Annotated in this window: 16 protein-coding genes and 3 pseudogenes; 15 read left to right on the top strand and 4 right to left on the bottom strand. The window is 60.1% G+C overall.

The genetic code is table 11. The features are described from left to right. Positions 1-142 precede the first annotated feature (142 nt). Positions 143-268: pseudogene (locus tag OR16_RS48310) on the bottom strand (ESPR-type extended signal peptide-containing protein); the annotation flags it as partial. Between the two features lie 95 nt (positions 269-363). On the opposite strand from OR16_RS48310, the gene OR16_RS44125 reads away from it, so the two are divergent. From OR16_RS44125 to OR16_RS19195, 3 genes are all read left to right on the top strand, one after another. Then, complete coding sequence (locus OR16_RS44125; protein ID WP_158001376.1) at positions 364-525, top strand: hypothetical protein; 162 nt, start codon at positions 364-366, stop codon at positions 523-525. Between the two features lie 377 nt (positions 526-902). Then, entirely contained in the window at positions 903-1,610 is a 708-nt protein-coding gene (locus OR16_RS19200) for a response regulator transcription factor (RefSeq protein WP_006159609.1), read from the top strand. An 11-nt stretch (positions 1,611-1,621) separates the two neighbouring features. Continuing rightward, positions 1,622-3,253 carry a sensor histidine kinase gene (locus OR16_RS19195; RefSeq protein WP_006159608.1) on the top strand — a complete coding sequence of 544 codons (1,632 nt, stop codon included), beginning with the start codon at positions 1,622-1,624 and terminating at the stop codon, positions 3,251-3,253. 291 nt (positions 3,254-3,544) lie between these two features. Here OR16_RS19195 and OR16_RS19190 read toward each other — a convergent pair whose 3' ends face one another. Beyond that, complete coding sequence (locus tag OR16_RS19190; RefSeq protein ID WP_006159607.1) at positions 3,545-4,492, bottom strand: VOC family protein; 948 nt, start codon at positions 4,490-4,492, stop codon at positions 3,545-3,547. A 93-nt stretch (positions 4,493-4,585) separates the two neighbouring features. Continuing rightward, on the bottom strand, positions 4,586-5,440 hold the full coding sequence (locus OR16_RS19185) for a fumarylacetoacetate hydrolase family protein (RefSeq protein WP_006159606.1): 855 nt from the start codon (positions 5,438-5,440) through the stop codon (positions 4,586-4,588). Between the two features lie 200 nt (positions 5,441-5,640). On the opposite strand from OR16_RS19185, the gene OR16_RS19180 reads away from it, so the two are divergent. Then, positions 5,641-6,450, top strand: a complete 810-nt coding sequence (locus OR16_RS19180) for an MFS transporter (RefSeq protein WP_006159605.1) — start codon at positions 5,641-5,643, stop codon at positions 6,448-6,450. On the opposite strand, the gene OR16_RS19175 is transcribed toward OR16_RS19180, so the two are convergent. Beyond that, on the bottom strand, positions 6,447-9,707 hold the full coding sequence (locus OR16_RS19175; protein ID WP_043420328.1) for an adenylate/guanylate cyclase domain-containing protein: 3,261 nt from the start codon (positions 9,705-9,707) through the stop codon (positions 6,447-6,449). The two genes, OR16_RS19180 and OR16_RS19175, sit on opposite strands and share 4 nt — an antisense overlap. A 143-nt stretch (positions 9,708-9,850) precedes the next feature. Between OR16_RS19175 and OR16_RS48305 the strand changes: the two genes are divergently transcribed. The 11 genes and pseudogenes from OR16_RS48305 (at position 9,851) to OR16_RS19130 (ending at position 18,957) form a co-directional block, all read left to right on the top strand. Further along, on the top strand, positions 9,851-10,210 hold the full coding sequence (locus tag OR16_RS48305; protein WP_006159603.1) for a response regulator: 360 nt from the start codon (positions 9,851-9,853) through the stop codon (positions 10,208-10,210). Positions 10,211-10,425: 215 nt separating this feature from the next. Next, positions 10,426-10,767 (top strand): carboxymuconolactone decarboxylase family protein, encoded by a 342-nt coding sequence (locus OR16_RS19165; protein ID WP_006159602.1) that lies wholly within the window; start codon positions 10,426-10,428, stop codon positions 10,765-10,767. 26 nt (positions 10,768-10,793) lie between these two features. After that, on the top strand, positions 10,794-11,480 hold the full coding sequence (locus OR16_RS19160; protein ID WP_006159601.1) for a hydrolase: 687 nt from the start codon (positions 10,794-10,796) through the stop codon (positions 11,478-11,480). Between the two features lie 95 nt (positions 11,481-11,575). Then, positions 11,576-11,755: pseudogene (locus OR16_RS46020) on the top strand (DUF1427 family protein); the annotation flags it as partial. Positions 11,756-12,079: 324 nt separating this feature from the next. Next, positions 12,080-12,931: pseudogene (locus tag OR16_RS46015) on the top strand (amidohydrolase family protein); the annotation flags it as partial. Position 12,932: 1 nt separating this feature from the next. Next, positions 12,933-13,403, top strand: a complete 471-nt coding sequence (locus OR16_RS19150) for a DoxX family protein (protein ID WP_006159599.1) — start codon at positions 12,933-12,935, stop codon at positions 13,401-13,403. Beyond that, positions 13,400-14,314, top strand: coding sequence for a hypothetical protein (locus OR16_RS19145; protein ID WP_006159598.1), 915 nt, complete (start codon positions 13,400-13,402; stop codon positions 14,312-14,314). Before OR16_RS19150 ends, OR16_RS19145 begins: the two co-directional genes overlap by 4 nt. Before the next feature lie 82 nt (positions 14,315-14,396). Further along, positions 14,397-14,825, top strand: coding sequence for a DUF1275 family protein (locus OR16_RS48300; RefSeq protein WP_006159597.1), 429 nt, complete (start codon positions 14,397-14,399; stop codon positions 14,823-14,825). 71 nt (positions 14,826-14,896) lie between these two features. Then, positions 14,897-16,357, top strand: a complete 1,461-nt coding sequence (locus OR16_RS19140) for an alginate export family protein (protein WP_237717118.1) — start codon at positions 14,897-14,899, stop codon at positions 16,355-16,357. Positions 16,358-16,507: 150 nt separating this feature from the next. After that, positions 16,508-17,113 (top strand): TrmB family transcriptional regulator, encoded by a 606-nt coding sequence (locus OR16_RS41530; RefSeq protein ID WP_237717117.1) that lies wholly within the window; start codon positions 16,508-16,510, stop codon positions 17,111-17,113. A 773-nt stretch (positions 17,114-17,886) separates the two neighbouring features. Further along, positions 17,887-18,957, top strand: coding sequence for a phenylacetaldoxime dehydratase family protein (locus OR16_RS19130; RefSeq protein ID WP_006159594.1), 1,071 nt, complete (start codon positions 17,887-17,889; stop codon positions 18,955-18,957). The last annotated feature ends 152 nt before the right edge of the window (positions 18,958-19,109 follow it).

Raw genomic sequence — 19,109 nt, 5'->3', positions numbered from 1 at the left:
AGCCGCCGCTGCCGCCATTTCCGAAAGTGCCGGCCCCCGTTCCCGCACCGCCATCCGGACCGGAAACAGCTTGGACGCCTTGCCCCCCCGCGCCATCGGCCAAGGCCGCGCCGGATGCAAGCGTCATGACGAGCGCGCAGGCAATCATGCGGGCGTCCGCAAGCGCATGGCGCCCGCGCCCGCCTTTGCCGCGCGAACGGGCGCTTTCCGAAACAGGCTGCAAGATATCCAATACGGGATTCCAGACGACTCGATAGACGCGATTCATTTGCTTCTTCTATTTTCCCGAATGCTGCGCCAGCAGCGCGGCGCGCGACTTCCCCGTGCCAATAGACGTTTGCCTCCGCTACACCGAGAGGCACCGTGACCACAAAACGATCTGCCCTGATCAACCCGCTATGGCGCAGCCGACATCTGCTCAATAGTGGTGTCGATCGTGCCGGCGAGTTCGCGCAAGGCAAGCCGGAACGCTGCCTCCGCGAGCCGAAAGCCACAGGCAAGACGGTGTCATGGCGCTGGCTATGAGATGGACTCCCCGTACGACGCGCTCCGTTGTTGTTCTCTATTCCCCTGTCTTTTGGAGACTGACAGGCAGCGTCATCCGCGTAGCGATAGTAGGACACCGGACCCCGACCACAAATACCTAAAAACTGGTAGGAGCTGACCGGTATCACAAGCCCCGGTTCGCGTGAGGATCGACAGGTTGGCAGTACGAGATCGAGGTCCAGCCAATCCCGCAAACGAGGTATTGCGCCTTGCGCGCCCCCGGCTAAGCTTCTGCCGAAGTGCGACAGAGTCTTTGCTTGCAGTAACCCCAGGCTTGCCTTCCCATAAAACACACATGCGTTGCCAAAGTGAGCGGACAATCAGCAACGCCCCGATGTATACTGCCGAACTCGCCCATGACGAACGTCTCCTCAAATCCCGACGACTCACTGCTGCCCGGCCCGATACTGATCGTCGAAGACGATCCGCTGACGCAGATGCGCTTGCGCGACTTGCTGATGTCGCTGGGCTACGCGAGCGAAACGTTGAAGTTTGCCGGCAACATTGCCCAAGCCCAAGCGCTTATCGCCGAACAGCCCATCGCGATGGCGCTGGTCGACGTCGGCCTGCCGGACGGGAACGGGATCGACCTCATTCGCGTTCTCCACCAGAGTGATACGGCGTTGCCGATTCTGGTAATCTCTACGTGGAATACCGAACAGACAGTCGTGACGGCACTGCAGGCTGGCGCGACCGGCTATTTGCTCAAGGAGCGCGACGACGTCGAGATCTCGCTGTCGATCCGCAGCGCGCTGCGCGGCGGAGCACCGATTGATCCGTTTGTCGCGAAACGGATTCTTGAACTGATCGGTACCGGGGGAACACTGCTCGCGAATCAAACGGCCAGGGCATCGCGACAAGCCGAGACGTCACCGCTTAGCGCACGCGAGATCGAGATTCTCTCGCTGGTGTCCAAGGGGTTGACCAATCGCGAAATCGCCGATGTCCTGTCACTGTCGAAGCTAACGGTCGGATGCCACATCAGAAATATCTACAAGAAGCTCGCCGTCAATTCACGCACGCAGGCGATCTTCGAAGCGCGCTCGTATGGCTGGCTGCCATAATTTGCACGTGCGTGCTCACGCCTTCATCGTGGGCCGCGGCACCAGCAACCCAGCCGGCTGAAGCGCTTTCGTTCGTCAACGTCCAAGCTGTTCGCGCCTACCCGCTGGACGCACAACCCGCAATCCCCATCGAGCAGGATCACCCTCCTGCCGCCGGTTGGGTCGACGTCAAGCTTCCCGACGTCTGGTCGACGCGCTGGCCTGAATTTGATGGCGTCGTATGGTACCGGCTGAGCTGGCAACAGGCGCGCGTCGACACGCCTGCCGCAGTCTTGCTCGACTACCTCAATTTGTCTGGTGCGATCTATCTGAACGGCACCCTTCTCGATCGCGATGCCCACCTCTCCGAGCCGCTGTCGCGCGCCTGGAACATGCCGCGCTATTTGCTGCTGCCGTCCGCGCTCCTGCATGAAGGCACCAACACGATGCTCGTGCGCGTGTCCGGGTTCGCTATCTATCAGTCCGGATTGGGAAGCGCGACAATCGGGCCTCCCGCGCTCCTGCAAGCACGATCTAACTACGCTCGCTGGATTCGGATTGATTTGCAGTTGTTCAGTCTTGCGGTCACCGCCACGTTGGGATGTTTCTTCCTGTCGATGTGGCTGATGCGACGTCGGGAAACCGTCTATAGCTGGTTTTCCCTCATGTCGCTTACGTGGTGGATTTTCGGCTGCAACCTAACCGCGACCAGCCCCTGGCCGTTCGCGGGCACGGACGGATGGGAAATCGCCAACGTCATCGCATTCTCGGTGTACTGTACCTCATACACCGTCTTCACCTTGCGGTTTTGTGCGCGGCGCTGGCCGCGCTTCGAGCGTATTCTTTGGCTCATCGTCATCCTTTCCAGCGCGGTACAACTATGCGTGCCACACCAGCGGATTCATGACGTACGAACGGTGCTGTATATCGGGCAGGCCATCCATTTCTTTGCGACCAGCCTGGTCTTCATCTTCTTCGCGTGGCGACAAGGGCGCACCGAGCACCGTATCCTCGCCTGTTGCACTGCGGTTTTCGTGGTCGCCGGCGTTCACGATCTACTGACCTTTCTCACGATCATCGGCGGTTTTGTTTTCTACACTGCGCTAACGTCGCAAGGAGGCACACTGGTAAGCAGTATCGTGGCGCTCGAACGCGCACCCCAGGATGTCCCACCTCAACGCTTCTTGTCCATCCTGAAGGAATTGCGTGACGATCTGCGCCTTATCATCGACTCGACCGCAAGTCAGCATTATGGAGAGACAACGTTGGCCGAGCAGATCGCGCCGCTGCGGCACCGCCTGACGCGTCTGCTCGAAACACAAGGCATCGAATGTCGCTGGCACCCTTCCGGCATTGAAGCCTGCATGCTGCCGTCCGCTAAAAGCACGGAGATCATGCGAATCGTGCAAGAGGCGTTGACGAACGTGTTCAAGCACAGTCGCGCAAGCCAAGTCGAAATCGGGATGCGCTATGACGAGCAGGGCTTACGAGTCACCGTCCACGATAACGGCGTGGGCTTCATTCCCCGCGGCGATGGAGAAGACCATGGAACGGGCATGCGCAGTATGCGCGCGCGTGTCGGCAGGCTTGGGGGCATCTTCGATATCCAGTCATCGCCAGGTGCGACGCTCCTCATGGTGCAACTTCCCCCGTTTTCCGAGTAGACGTGACAGGGCAGGCCGCCTTTGCTTCATTTGCAACACCCCTCACTGCTCACGCAGACTTTAGTGTTTTGCATCGACCGGTTGAATGCTCAGGCGCTCACCGGACGCCCCGAACTCGAAGGCTGAGTGTGCACGCGGCCCGCGCGGCCAGCTCCTCCATTGACCTGGGCTGGTACTCCAATGCATCCGCATTACCTTGTCGACCCACAGCGAAATTGCATCTCGCTACGCCACCTGCGCTGTGATTGACCGCTGACCATCATGTGCCGGCTTTGGTGACGCGGCGGCAGCCTAAGCCTCCCGGGTCTGCTGGAAGAACGCGAGGGGCACTTCCGGGCCCCATATCCACAACTGATCATCCGTTCCCTCGACTGTCATTGCCGGAACTGTGTTGTCGTAGAGGTCACCGTCGGCGTAATGCTCAACGCGGAACCCATCCGGATCCCACCAGTAGTCGAATACCTGGCTGCCAAGGACATGGCGGCCGACGCCCCAGTGGGCCTTGTAGCCCTTCGCCTTCAACCACTCATGCCCCATATGAACCGCGTCGAAATCCTGGACCTCGAAGGAAACATGATGGACGTTCGTGGCCTCCGCCTTTGCGATCAGGAGCGTGTGGTGATCAGTAGGCGTCGCGCCCTGATCACAACGCATGAAGAAGCCGAGGTATTCGTCCGTGGAGCCGGATTGCAGCATCGAGTCTGAAACAATCATGCCCAGATTGCGAACAGCCCAGTCCCTCGCCGCCACGGGATCAGGTACGGCCAAGGCGATATGCCCCAGGCGAAGCACCTGGCACGGCCCGCCACGGGGCCGTTGTGGTACGTTGAAGCGCGCCTTCCGGATGCCCTCGTTAAGCACGCACGGCGGATGCACCGGCAACTCCGCGACGTCCTCGATGCCGTGAACCAATTCGAGCCTTACCCCGCCCGGCAACTCGACGTCAACACACAGGCCACCACCCGGACGATCAAGTTCACGAATCCGCGACGCCCCCTCGAAACGCATCGCATGCGTCAGATCTTCCACACTGCCCACTTCGAGACCGATCGCCTTGAGCGCCGGTTCGGCGGCTTGTTCTGCCACATAAAGATAGGGACTGGATAGCGCCCCTCTGAAATAGGCGGCGCGCCCAGGCCAATCTACGGGAACAAGGCCAAAGTCGGCCATGAACCCCCGCGTCTTGGCTAGGTCGCTAACCCCATAGACCACATATTTTGCACCGCGAATCTTGATCACAACGGTCTCCTTTCGAATATTCTTCTTTGGCTACGGCGGGCTGGGAATCAGGATAGTCTCCAGATGCCCGCCTGCCGACTTGGCCAGTGGTCTCTAGTTCCTTGCGACTATGGGCGTTGTCACCGCCACGATGCCTTGCACGGCCACTTCGACGACCGATCCGGGCTTGGCGTAGATGCGCGGATTGCGGCCAAAGCCGACACCCGCTGGTGTCCCGGTAGCGATGAGGTCTCCGGGCTGCAAGCTGATCGTCCGCGTGATGAATTCGATGATCTGGGAGACAGAAAACACCATGTCGGCCGTGGTGCCGTCCTGCATGATTTCGCCATCCACTCGGGTCGTCAACCGCGTGTTCGCGAGATCCACCGAGTCCGCGATAGCAATGATCGATCCGATAGGGCCGCTGCTGTCGAGATTCTTGCCAAGACCCCACTGGCCAGTGCTGAGCGTCATGCTCTGAAGCTGGGAGGCCCGTCCGCTCAAATCATTGAAGACCGTGTAACCCAGTACCCCGCCCAGCGCTTGGTCCTCATCGGCTTCAAGCAGCGGCTTCCCAATGATCGCCGCCAGCTCGACCTCCCAATCGACGCCGTCGGGCTCCGTCGATGGCACCGGTACTGCGGTGCCCGACGTGACCAGCGTCGAAGCCCAGCGCGCAAACAGATTGGGGAAAGGGGGCGTCGGCAGCCCGCCTTCCTTGCCATGCTCAACATAGTTGATTGCTACACAGATGATCTTCGCACTGGCTGGAACGGGTACCGCCAAGGTAACGTCGGCCTGTGCCAGAGAGCCCTTGCGCAGTGTTCGTGCCTGCGCCAGCCAGCCATCCGTGTCCTTGTAGAAGTTGCCCAGGGACGTCAAGGGGGTAATGAGGCCATCTGCCAGGACGCCGACGCTGGCTTCAGTTTCAATGCCGGCGTTGGAGGGACGATAGGCAATCAGGTGCATGAGAATTCTCCGTGGGTTTTGGAATTGCCCTACTGCAATGCGGCAGGGACGGGGGCCGCACGAGCGCGGCAGCCGCCAATCGATGGCGAGATATGCGTGATCAGCGAGATAAGCGATGTGAGAGGCGGCTATATATGGTCCTGCGATCGACGCCCAGATGCTGCGCCACGCGATCCACCGAACAGGTGCCAGACCGCAACATGCTGCTCGGCTTCTCGCCACAGATCATCAAGGATCTGGCACTCAGCAATGCCCAGTATGGCTTTCTGGTCGGCGCGGTCTGGGTCCTTAGCTTCGGCTTCATGGCCTTGTTCATGGGAACCCTGGCGGACCGCTTCAGCCGTACCCGCGTCATCGCGGCCGGCGTACTGATCTGGAGTCTCTGTACCTGGGCCTCCGGGCACGCGCAGAGCTTCGAGCAGATGGTCGTCGCGCACTTTTTCGTCGCCAGCCGTGAGGCGGCGCTGGTGCCTGCGGCGGTGGCCCTGCTGGCTGAACTCTTCGCCGAGAAGAGGCGGGGCACGGCAATGGGGCTGTTCTTCATGGGCATCCCGCTGGGAATCGGCTGCAGCTTCCTGCTAGCCGGCGTCCTGGGCGCCATGCACGGCTGGCGGACGACGTTCTACGTACTGGGCGTCATCGGCACCGCCATCGCCTCGCTGCTCGCGCTGCTAAAGGAAGAGCGCAGCCAGCTCGCACCGCAGGAACGTGGCGCCGCCTTCGTGCCGCAGGTGTTAGCGGTCTTGCGAATCGTGGGCGGCGATCGCGCACTGCGCTTCATGATCGTCGGCTTTGTAATGGCACACTTGGTTTTTGCCAGTCTGTCCTTCACCCAGTTGTGGCTTGTCAACGAGCGCGGCATGGGCGCGACCGGCATTGCCACCAGGATAGGCGCGCTGCAACTGGTGTTTGGCACGCTTGGCGCGGCGGTGGGCGGTGTAATGGGCGATATTGAAATACGGCTGGTAGTCGGGCGATCTTGCACGGTGCGCTTGTCGTCTCCCTGTTAGGTCAGCGCATCGAGGAGCGCCTTGGCTTGCATCCAGTCGGCGGTGGCAAATCCTTCCGTGAACGCCTCGTGTACACAGGCCAGTGTCTGCCTTGCGAGTTCCGGCTTGCCCTGCTGCTGCCATAGCCGCGCAAGGCTCAGCGCCGCCCGCAGTTCAAGGGACTTTGCGCCTTGCCGTCGGGCGATCGCGATGGCTTGATGAAAGTACGCTTTGGCGACGTCGCGATTTGTAGTCAACTGGGCTTGCGTGCTCGAGCACAGGAGCAGTTCCCCCTTGAGCCGATGCAATTCCGCTTCATAGTAGCGTTCCACCGTGTTGCCCACGATGGCCAACGCATCGTCCAGCACGTCGAGACCCGCCTGGGCCTGTCCGTTGCTTTCATAGCCCTGGGCCAACAGGGCCAGGAAATAAGGCCGTCCATGCACCGAGCCAGTGGCCTGGTAAGCGGTCAGGCCCTCGCACATCTGAACGACGCCCTCCTCGCTGCTTCCCTGCTCGGCCAGCGCCCAACCCCGCAGCACGGTTGCCCATGCCAGCCAGTATGGAAACCCTTGTTCGGACGCGAGGGCGATGGCAGCTTCGGCGCACTCTCGCGCATGCCGCGGCTCGCCCAAATACTGATGCAGCGTGGCTGCATGGACTAGGGCGAGTGCCAGGCTGAGCGGATGGGAAAGCGTCCGGGCCAGCCCCAACGCCTCCTGGCTTCTCTCCCTGCTCTGATCCGGACAGCCCAGATACCACAGGGCCCATGTCAGGAAGCTGAGTCCACGGACCCCGGGATCTTGCCCGTAGAGTTCGGCATGGATGGCGTGCTGCCCGATGGCATAGTGGACAAGACCCTGCTCCAGGTGCGCCCGCGCCTTGCCAAACTCGCCCATATAGAGCGAGGTTCCCCCCAGTGCGATACGTGCCTGTCCGAGCAACACTGGATCTTGCGCATCCTCGGCCAGGCTGAGCATCGCCTCACCTAGTTCATACGCCTTCCCGTGCTGCGCACGCATGGCGGAGAACATGCGCAATCCCAGTTTCACCTGGAAGAGCTGTTGGGCTTCGCCGTCCTTTTCGCACAAGGCTAGCGCCCGGGTAAAGTTCGCCTCCACTTCCGATGAAGCATATCCTCTCGCGGCAATCAAGGCCTGGCCAAGCGTGACGCGCAATGCAAGCTCCGGGCGCGCGCGTTCAGGCGTGTCGGTGAGGCGCGTCAGTAGTTCCAATGCCGCACTGAGTTGACGGATCGCATCAAGATGCGTGGAACGCTCAAGGGACTGGCGCCCGGCGCAGTGCAGATACTCCACCGCCTTGGCGACATTGCCGCTGAGACTGTAGTGATGTGCCAGCTCGCTGCAGTGCTCTTTCAACTGATGTTGGAAGAGCACCTCGATTGCCCGCCCAGTGCGTTCATGCAGCGCACTGCGCCGTTCCGAAAGCATGGAGTTGCCGGCGACCTCCTGGGTCAGGCCGTGTTTGAACCCATACTCGACCTCCGGGTAGGCTGGTCGCTCATGGATAAACCCGCCGGTCTGGAGGCCTGCCAGCAGAAGGTGCAGGCGATCTTCCGGTTGCCCGCAGACCTGCCGGACCAGACTCAACGGAAACTCCTTGCCGATCACGGCCTCGGCCAGCGTCTGGACGACCTCCTCCATGAAAAAGGGGTTGCCCTCGGTCTTGTCCAGGACGAGTTGTTTGAGCCGCCCGACTCCGGGATCATCGCCCAGCAAGGCACTGAGCAACCCTTGTGCCTCGGCTGGCCCCAGGGGATCGAGCCGAACTTCGACGCAGTTGTCTTTGTGCGCCCAAGCCAACTGATACTCGGGCCGGTAGTTCACAAGAAGGAGGATCCGCGCGTCTGCCGAGCGCTCGACAAGGAAGGCAAGGAACGCTTCCGTCTCACTATCCAGCCATTGCAAGTCCTCGAACACGACCTCGACCGGTTGATTGCGGCTCTCGCGCACCAGCAGGCGGGTGATTGCATCGAATGTGCGTTCGCGCCGGAGGCTGGCGCCCATGTCCGCCAGCTTTGAGCCGGGCTCGCTGATGCCAAGCAGATGGAGCAGGTATGGCAAGACATCTTCCAGGCTGCGGTCCAGCGTGAGTACCTTGCCCGTGACCTTTTCGTGCATGCGCCGAGTGTCGTCCTGTGGGGTAATCGCGAAATAGCTTCTCAGGAGTTCGATGAGCGGCAGATAGGCGAAGGCTTTGCCATGCGACACTGAGAAGGTCTCAAGCACCAGAGAGCCGTGCTGCGAGCGCGCCTTGAACTCGTGAAAGAGCCGCGACTTGCCGACCCCCGCCTCCCCCACCACCGCGACAATCTGTCCCTGTCCCGCCATGGACTGATTCAGCGCCCGGTATAGCGACTCCAGTTCGGCCTCACGACCCACGAAACGCGCCAGGCCGCGCTGCGCTGCCACTTGCGGGCGCGTGCGCAGCGCACCAAGCCCCAGCAGTTCATAGACCGCCAGCGGCTGCGGGATACCTTTGACCTGGGCGGCTCCCAATTCCTTGAACTGGAAGTATCCCTCTGTAAGCCTGTACGTGGATTCGCTGACGAGAACAGACGAAAGCGCGGCCATCGTCTCCATCCGCGAGGCAATGTTGATGGTGTGCCCCACCGGGTCGTAGTCGGTGTGCAGGTCGTCCTTGCGGATCGAGCGTACGACCACCTCACCCGTATGGATGCCCACCCGGATCTGTAGCGAGATGCCCTGATCCAGGCGAAGTCGGTCACTGTGCCGGCGCATTGCCGCATCCATGCGCAGCGCTGCGTACAGCGCGCGCTGGGGGTGGTCCTCATGGGCAATGGGCGCGCCGAAGAGTGCCAGGATCCCGTCGCCCAGTGATTTCGCCACATAGCCCTCGTAGTGGTGCACCGACTCCATCATCAGCTCAATGACGGGGGTGATCAGGCGGTGCGCCTCTTCCGGATCCCGATCGTGGATCAGGGCAGTCGAGCCGGCCATGTCGGCAAACAGGACCGTAATGGTCTTGCGTTCGCCGCCGGCCTCTCCGCGCGCCTCCCGCGCCACCTGCTCGGCACGGATGCGTTCAGCCAGGTGTGGCGGGGTGTATTGGATGGGTGCAGCGGACAACCCCTGCGGCAATTCGCTGACCGGTGCGCCGCACGCATTGCAAAAACGGGCGGCCAGACTCAATTCATGGTCACAGCGTGGGCAGATGCGTGCCAGTCTGGTACCACACCACTCGCAAAAACTGGCTCCGGCGGCATTCTGTAATCCGCAAGTTGTGCATCGCGCCATGATTCCTCCGCCGACTTCCCGCGGACGATTAAACGCCTCATTGCCTCTCGTGACAAGACCGACCCGAGTCCTGATCGCGGACGACCAGGCGATCATTCGCGCCGGCTTGCGCGCGTTGCTTTCATCGCATAACGACCTCTTGATTGTGGGCGAAGCAATCCAACGGGTTCGAAGCTGTCGCGCTGTGGCAGGAAACTACTCCCGACGTGGGGCTGTTCGACCTAAGTATGCCCACGCTGGACGGGGTAGAAGCGCTGCGCCGGATCCAGGAGCAGCAACCCCAAGCGGCTGTCATCAGGCTGACGGCATTGGCACGCGACGTCGACATCGAACGAGCGGTCGGCGCCGGTGCGCGCGCCTATCAGTCGTCGCGGGATTTGTTTGGTTGCACCCGGCGGTTTGTCGACGCTGGTCTCATGCATCCCCCTCCCCCGCCCAAAGCCTTCGGACGGCCTTTCCGGTCCGTTTCGTTCGCCACAATAGTACATTTTTTATCGTTATAAATCATATAGTTAATCAATATTTAAGGAAGTTAATGCGAGCATCTTTGACAGTCAAATGTCCAACTCCTAGGATTGACCTCGTGATCTCGTTCTGCATCCAGCGTTGAACGTAACCAGTAGCTCGACCCAACCGTCGCGCGCTTTGCACTCGCCGACGCGAGCTGCCGGACCAGGCCACATACATCCCTTTCGAAGTCATCTCACGGAGCCATCTCATGCTTGAGTGGAAACAGGAAATTCAGGACATCAGTTCTCGCCTCAAAGAACTGTCCACGCGCACGCCGGACACCATTCGCGGTTTTGGGCTTATCGCAGGTGCGGGCGCCAAAACCGAGCAACTCGGCGCGAAGACGCGTGAACTCATCGCGCTCGCCGTCGCAGTCACCACGCGCTGCGATGGTTGCATCGCCTTCCATGCAGCCGAGGCCGTCAAGCTCGGCGTGTCCGACGAAGAGATCGCAGAAGCGCTCGGCGTCGCCATCAACCTGAACGCCGGCGCCGCCATTACGTACAGCACGCACGTGCTGGATGCCATCGACGCGCTGAAGCAAGCCTAACCGCTACACCCTGACAGGATCCCATCATGACCAATCCCAAGCTTGAAGTGCTGACTCCGCAAAACAGCCAGTTGATTTTCATTGACCACCAGCCGCAGATGGCATTCGGTGTCCAGTCCATGGACCGGCAGGTGCTGAAGAACAACGTCGTCGGCCTCGCCAAGGCGGCGAAGATCTTCAATATCCCGACCACCATCACGACCGTGGAAACGCAAAGCTTCTCGGGATTCACCTACCCGGAACTGCTCGACGTTTTCCCCGGCCAGCCCCTGCTCGAGCGCACTTCAATGAATTCGTGGGACGACCAGAAGGTTCGTGACGCGCTGGCAGCGAACGGTCGCAAGAAGATCGTGGTCTCGGGCTTGTGGACGGAGGTTTGCAACAACACCTTCGCACTCAGCGCCATGGCCGATGCCGGGTACGAAATCTATATGGTGGCCGACGCCTCAGGCGGCATTACGAAGGACGGACATGACTTCGGCATGCAGCGCATGATCCAGGCCGGCGTCGTACCCGTGACGTGGCAACAGGTGGTGCTCGAATGGCAGCGCGACTGGGCGCGTCGCGATACGTATGACGCCCTCATGAGTGTGGTCAGGGAACACTCCGGCGCATACGGGATGGGCGTCGACTACGCTTACACCATGGTGCACAAAGCCCCACAGCGAGCGGTCGGCTCTCACGAGATCGTGCCTCCGGTTCCGGCCAAGTAATCGGCGGCCCTCCGTCTCATTTGGTGGCCCGCGTCCGGCCCCATACGGCGTAATGGTGTGGCCGGACTGTCGTGCCCAGAAGCTACAAGAGAGAGATGCCGATGAAGATCTATCTGTTCTCATTAGGTGCCGGCGTTCTGGTCGGCGTCATCTACTACCTGATCGGCGTGCGGTCGCCGGCTCCACCGCTCGTTGCACTGGCCGGCCTGCTCGGTATTCTTGCCGGAGAGCAGTTCATACCGATCAGTCAGCAGTATTTCCGTGGCGCCATCCACTCAACGGTGAAGCGGGCATCAGATGACGCAACCGCGGCGTCCGGCACATTGCAGCACGGCGTCTTCGGCACTACGGCTGTGCGCAAGACTGCAAAGAACGAGGAGACCCGGTTCTTGTTTCCTTCGGCCAAACCCCCGCGCCTGATCCTGCGCAACGGCAGGATTACCACGCTTGACAAGGCGAGGCCAGTCGCAACTGCCGTTGCCATCCACGACGGACGATTTTCAGCTATTGGCGGCGACGCCGAAATCCTGCCTCTGGCAGGACCGGCAACGAACGTGATCGACCTCAAGGGACGGTCCGCGTTGCCAGGACTGATCGACACCTACGATGAAACCATCAGCAGAGCGCTGGATGTGTTCGAAAAGGTGAATCGCGATATTCCCCTGAGCGGACTGAACTGGTTCTTCGATCATGCCGAGACCATCTCGGAGCGATCGATGGACCGTATCGCCGCCCTCGGCGGCGGCATCGCGGTGCAGCATCGCATGGCGTACCAAGGTGAATACTTCGTCGAACGATATGGCGCCAAGGCTGCCGAGGCGACGCCGCCTGTTGCGCGGATGCTGGAGAAAGGCGTGCGAACGTCGGCCGGGACCGACGCGACGCGCGTGGCGTCATACAACCCCTGGGTGTCTCTAGCCTGGCTGGTGACAGGCAAGACCGTCGGAGGCCTGCGCCTGTATCCGCAACAGAATCTCCTTGACCGTGATACCGCGCTGCGCATGTGGACAGAGAAGGTGGCATGGTTCTCGAACGAGGAAGGCGCCAAGGGTCAAGTCATGGCCGGTCAATTGGCTGACCTGATCGTTCCGGACCGCGACTTCTTCACCTGTCCTGAAGACGAGATTGTGAACACGACCTCGGACCTGACGATCGTTGGCGGCCGCGTTGTCTACGGGGCAGGCGATTTCCAGCATCTTGACCGCGATGCCCCACCGCCGGCGATGCCTGACTGGTCTCCCGTCCGAAAATTCGGTGGCTTCGGCGCCTGGAAGGACTCGGACGGCAAGCGCGAACGTGCATTGCAGCAGGTGGCCGCAGCGTCCTGCGCGTGTGCAAAAACCTGTGCGGTCCATGGGCACGACCATGCCCGCTCCTGGGCAAGCAATGCGCCGACATCCGACCTGCGCTCGTTCTGGGGTGCGCTGGGCTGTGCCTGCTGGGCGGTGTGACATGGAATATCGTGCGCAAGTCAATCCGCCTTGGGTTGCCGCCCTGCTCACGCAGCCATGGCTGCTGCCTGCGGCCCGTGCCATGCTTGTCTCCGCCTACGTCATAGGTGGTCTGACCAAGCTGTTCGGCTTCCACGCCGCCGCGCTCGAGATGGAACACTTCGGATTGCACCCGGGGGGGTTGTGGGCCGTGGCAACCATCGTTGTCGAACTTGGCGGCTCGGTCTGCGTAATCTTCAATCGATGGCTGTGGTTGGGCGCCGGTGGGCTGGGTGTGCTGACGTTGGTCGCCATGCTCGTGGCCAATGACTTCTGGAATCTGGCAGGAGACGCGAGGTTTATGGCGTTGAATGGATTCTTCGAGCACCTCGGCCTCATAGCGGCGCTGGTCATGGCGACCATCCTCGCTGGAGCGGCGCCCCTCCCCGGCAATTCCGCCCTCAACCAAAACTGGAAGGAATTTCATCAATGAACCTGAATATTCGTTCCGCCGTTGTCAAGGCGGCGCTCGTCGCGGGCCTGGCTGTGTCTTCTCTTGTGCTGTCCGTTGCGTCGGCAGCGTCCGCCAGCGCGCCACCGCTCGCTGTTGGCCCCCAGTACGACACGACCCACGTCTACGTGGCGCCGGAAAATTTCGACAAGTTTACGGACAGCTTCGTGGCAACCTTTGGGGGCCACAAGTCACAACAGGGCGTGTTCCAGGTTACGCCGACGCCCAGTCAGACGATGTCGCAACTCGTCTTTACCCCGGTTGGCACGGTGTCCGTGTTCGGCTTCAAGACGCCCGTCCCGTATCCCTTCGGAAGCGAGCGAACCGGCTATCTTGTAAAAGACATGGACGCAGCCGTCAGGTCCGCCCGGGAGCACGGTGCGGACGTCAAGGTTGCGACGTTCCCGGATCCGATCGGCCGCGACGCCATCATTACGTGGCCTGGCGGCGTCAACATGCAACTCTACTGGCACACCCAGGTACCCAAGTATGACGCCCTCGAAACCGTCCCGGAGAATCGCGTCTATGTGTCACCCGAGCGCGCCGATGCGTTGATTCGTGATTTTGTTGCCTTCTCCCGCGGCAAAGTCGTGTCTGATGATCCGCATGCGGCCGGCGTTGAGATCGGCAATCCGGCAGGCACGTATAGGCGTGTGAGACTCGACTCCGGCTTCGGCAAGATGACGATACTGGTGACCAACGGGCATTTGCCGTACCCCTTCGGCTACGAAATGACCGGCTATGAAGTCAAGGATCTCGCCGTCACGCTGGCGAAGGCGAAAGGCGCCGGAGCAGCGGTGCTGGTGCAGCCGTTTACGTCGGACCAGCGCGAGTCTGCGCTGGTTCAGTTCCCAGGCGGATACATCGCAGAAATCCATGCAACGGTCCGGTGACGGACGACGTATTACGGAAGATGAATGATGAGACGTGATGACACCCTGCTCGCGTGTATAGCTGGCTACGTCGACACCCTCAGTGTCGTGCGACACACTGGTCATCGTTTGCGGGATGCTCGGTGCGGCGGCGATGGGAGTACAAAACGCACGCGACCGTTTGATCTCGCGGCAGGGGCATGTGCCCAACACCGTCAAGGCGGAACACGTGACGCAAATAGTGCTGGACCTTTTCGAACTGCTGTCGCCAGCGAGTTCATCCGACACGAAAACCACCTCGCGCGAACGCCTGGAGAGAACTGTCCCCGCGGTCTCGTCGTTCGCATGCGGAGCTGTGGGCGGCGCAATAGGTTACGCCAATGTGGGATTCTGGGCACTACTGCTGCCCGTCCTCGCGCTCCTGTGGCTGACGTTCAATGCGTCAAGACGGCAACAAGGCGTGACCGCTTCTCAGACCCTCATGGATGGCGGCAGCGAGCAAAGTCGGACGGCAAGCCCAGCCGGGCGCTAGCTTCGCAACGAGTACGACCTGCGGCGACCAACACTTGGCGCGCACCCAAAAGTGACACAGGAGTGAACGCCATGGCTCGCGCATTGTTCCACCCCCTCTACGAAATGAATGCTCTCTCGTGCCTGGTCATGAACTGTGTTGTTCTGACGCTAGCCTGCGCTGGAAATGCGTATGCGAAGCAAGCCCAAGAAGCGAGCATAGAGCGTGTGCCTGCTTGTTCCGCCAGGCGCCCCGAGGTACTTTTCAATCGCTGGCAGGAAGATTGGTCGGTGCTTGCGGATCCATGCGTGCCACGAGAGCCGCTCGACGGCTTGAAGTACATCCCGCTTGGCGGGGATCCCAAATCCTATCTGTCGCTGGGTGCGAACTTGCGGGAGCGCATGGAAGTCAACAATGCGCCGCTCTTCGGACTCGGTACGGCACGCAACGACACCTATGTCATCCAACGCGCGCAGATCAGCGCCGACGCGCGTATTGGCCCGTATTTGCAGTTTTTTGCCCAGATCGAGGATGCGAGGCCGTTTGGCAAAGATGCGGTCGCGCCCGTAGACAAGAATCCGATGGACCTGGAGCAGGCCTTCGTGGCATGGGTCAGCCCGTTGGGTCCCGGCACATTCAAGTTTCGCGTCGGACGCCAGGAAATGGCGTTCGATCTGCAGCGGTTCATTTCCGTGCGCGATGGTCCGAATGTACGGCAGGCTTACGATGCGGTCTGGGCAGACTACGAATACGGAAAGTGGCGCTTTATCGGCTACCTGACGCAGCCCGTTCAGTATCGCGATGTGGAGGTATTCGACGATGTCTCCAACCGTCGCCTGACCTTTAGTGGCGCGCGTTTCGAACGCAAGGATGTCGGCCCCGGCGACCTGTCCGGCTACTACTCCGCCTATAACCGCTCCAGCGCCAATTATCTGGATGCGGCGGGCGGTGAGCACCGCAATGTTTTCGATCTCCGCTACTCTGGAAAGGCCGGCCGCATCGATTGGGATGTCGAGACGATGTACCAGTCCGGTCATGTCGGAAACAAATCCATCAATGCGTGGGCCGTGGGCTCCATCGTCGGCTACACGCTTGACATGCCATGGTCACCGCGCCTGGCGCTGCAGGTCGATGGGGCTTCGGGTGACAAGCATCCAGGAGACGGAAGCCTGGGCACGTTCAATCCCCTGTTCCCCAATGGCTACTACTTCACGCTTGCCGGCTATACGGGCTATGCAAACATCCTTCACGTCAAGCCATCGATCAGGGTCAAACCGAAGAGTAACCTGACAATCCTGGGGGCAGTCGGATTCCAGTGGCGTCAGACTACGGCGGACGCCGTGTACCAACAGCCCAATGTTCCTGTGCCCGGTACGGCCGGAAGAGGCAGCAAATGGACAGGCGCCTATCTGCAACTACGTGCTGACTGGGCCATTACCGCGCACCTGACTGGCGCGGTCGAAGCCGTGCATTTCCAGGTGGGCGACTCGATTCGTAGCATCGGCGGACGCAATTCGGACTACGTTGGGGTGGAGCTAAAATACGGCTGGTAGTGGGCCACTTTCCACGGTAGGTGAACATTTTGTCCAGCTTGTGATCCAGTAATGGCAGTCGTCCCTCTTGGGGTCGGCTCGGCACCCCGTGCGAGCCACGTGTACCATGCGCCTCAAATCTGGAGCATCGACTAGAAGAGGATCCGATCCATGAACATGGTTGAAATGCTGCAAGCGGCGGGCATTGACGGCCACAAGGCCGACTTTTACCTCGCCTCACTGGAACTGGGCGAAGCAACTGTTGCTGCAATCGCACAAAAAGCAGGTATCGGGCGAACTAACGCCTACGAAGTGCTGGACAGGCTCGTAGCGTCTGGCTTCGTATCGACGATCCAGAAAGGCGCACGCTCTTATGTAATTCCACAGGATCCGATCATGCTGTTACGCAAGATCGAATCTCAGCGTCAAATCATTCAGGAAGTTCTCCCTCAACTCCGCTCCATTCACAATTCCTCTGGAGGAAAACCGAAAGTCCGATTTTTCTCGGGATTGGAGGGCATCAAGACTGTCATGAGTGAAACGCTGGAATGTCAATCGAAGAATCGAAGGAAGTCAGCGCGATCATGTCTAACAGCGAGCTGTTCCGTACCCCAGGCTTTGACTTCATCAATGATCTTATCGCCCGTCGCGCGAAGGCAGGGATCAATATGCGCGTCATTCGTACTGGGCCGGGCGATTCTCGGGATTTATGGCGATCGTCAAAAAAGGACCGGCGAGAACTTCGGTGCGCACCGGAGGACTTTGAAATGGGTGTGACAACTTATCTATTCGACGACAAAGTGTCCATCATTTCCTCACGTGCCGAACACTATGCACTGTCGATCCAAAGCCCGGAGTTCTTTGCTTTTCAGATGAGCCTCTTCGAAATACTCTGGAGCGTTAGCGCTCCAGTTAGTGCAAGCTAAGCCCAAGGTTTGACTCGAGCCAGCGCTCGCTCTTCTGGCAACACGCATCGTGGATGCGTGCATTGCGCCTGCCGCAGCGACCGCCGCCCTGACCGTCGCTCTGACCGTCGCCCTGACATGGCAGTGGATCCGCGCAATCTCGGCCGTAAGCGGCGCACTTGGCGGAAGCCCACTGCCGCTCCTGGCCCATAGTCACTAAGGGCTCGGACGATTCATCGTCAAATCAGACACAGCCCGCTATCCAAGACGACACGAGCACTCTGTGGAGGACGCGGAGTATCCGAAGCGACCTGAAAGGTGCTTGTCATCAAGCGCCTTATGAATTACTTAAACCGCTTTCGTTCACCATGATAGTACAATATTTCTTCTTATAAATCATATATTTAGTACGTTTCTTGAAAATTTTGCTCGCATAATTTTGACGTGAAAATGCCTGCCTTCTAGACTTCAGTCACCAATATCCACTGGGACTGTGCAGAGGAAGACCATGTCAACACTATCGTCAACTATTCAGCACTCGCAGAAGCACGAGCGCCTTGTGATCGTCGGATCTACCCTCGGGACGCTCTTCGGCCAGCCGTCGATCGATAGTGGCTACCCCCTCTTTCCTGCCAGCGAATCAAAATGAGCTTTCATATCGAGTATCCCCGCACGATCCCAGCCCAACGGCCGGGAGAGTTTGCACCGGCCGCCCCGAAGTTCCACGTCGGGTGGAACGCCCCCCTTACGACCGTTGTGTCGGACTACATCGCAGTGCAACGTACTCCGGCGGACTTCGGTACGGAACGCGCATTCTTCAAAAGGACTCGCGACGCCTTTGCAAGCGCCTGGGGCCCGGATTGCTTCGATGAGGTGCGACATAGCGACGAAGCCGGGTCTACCAATTCGATTGTCATTGCGTACTGGACCGACATTACACGGTACGCGATCTGGAAGCACCAGGATGCATTTAACACCTGGCTCGCCTCTCCAGAGCGAGAAAAGGAGAATGTAGGCTACTGGCGTGAAACGCTTACGGTGCCTTATGACCGCATCGAAACCATCTTTTCAGAGCCTTACTATCGGGCCGGGCTCGCTCGCACAAAGGGCAGCGAACTGGAGCCCATGTATATCGCTGGCTATTTCGGTGCGATGCGCGACCGGCTGCCGATTTCTGCAATCGATCCTCTCGCGTCTCCTTACGGCGAATCAGTCCCCCAAGGCGAGTTCCTGGGCGCTTCGCGAGCCCGCATCCGGATTGATGTTCCGCCCAACGTCGTGAACATTCGCTCTGGCCAGTACTGGGAGAAGGCAGAAGGCGACCAACTTGACGACTACTGCACCAACCTTCAGCCCAAGCTTGAGACGGGGATGGCCTACCTTAAGGACCATGCCGCAACGACAGGCTGTTTGTCACTGCGTGCACTGGTTGCGGTGGATCAAGAGGGCAACGAGCTGAAGGAAACGTCAAAGCACGGATACTTCCTTTCGCTTGGACAACTTGAACGATGGGCTGCTGAACACAAGAGTCATCTTGACATCTTCAAGCACGCGCTCGCGATGCGCCGGAAGTATCGGGCCGCACGCAGCGTTGTCACCTGGCATGAAGTCTTCGTTCTCGGTACGACGCCGTCTTTTGAGTACGTGAACTGTCACGCCGGCACCGGCTTGCTCCGTTTTGCCCACGCTTGGGGAAAGATCGTCGCCGCGATCTGATGTGGACGAACACCATGACAACCAAAAGACCTACTCTTGGCTCCCTGAAGATCCGGAAGGCAATGCACTTGTGCAGCAATGGTTCTCGTTAGCTGCTGGGCAGATCTCATTTGGCCCATGTGCGGCACGCCGCCTCGTTGTCTACGACGAGG

Origin of the sequence: Cupriavidus basilensis OR16 (assembly GCF_000243095.1) — a bacterium.
GTDB classification, from domain to species: Bacteria; Pseudomonadota; Gammaproteobacteria; order Burkholderiales; family Burkholderiaceae; genus Cupriavidus; species Cupriavidus basilensis_D.
Note: the sequence above shows the minus strand (reverse complement) of the source record. Positions and strands in the feature narration are given on the sequence as shown.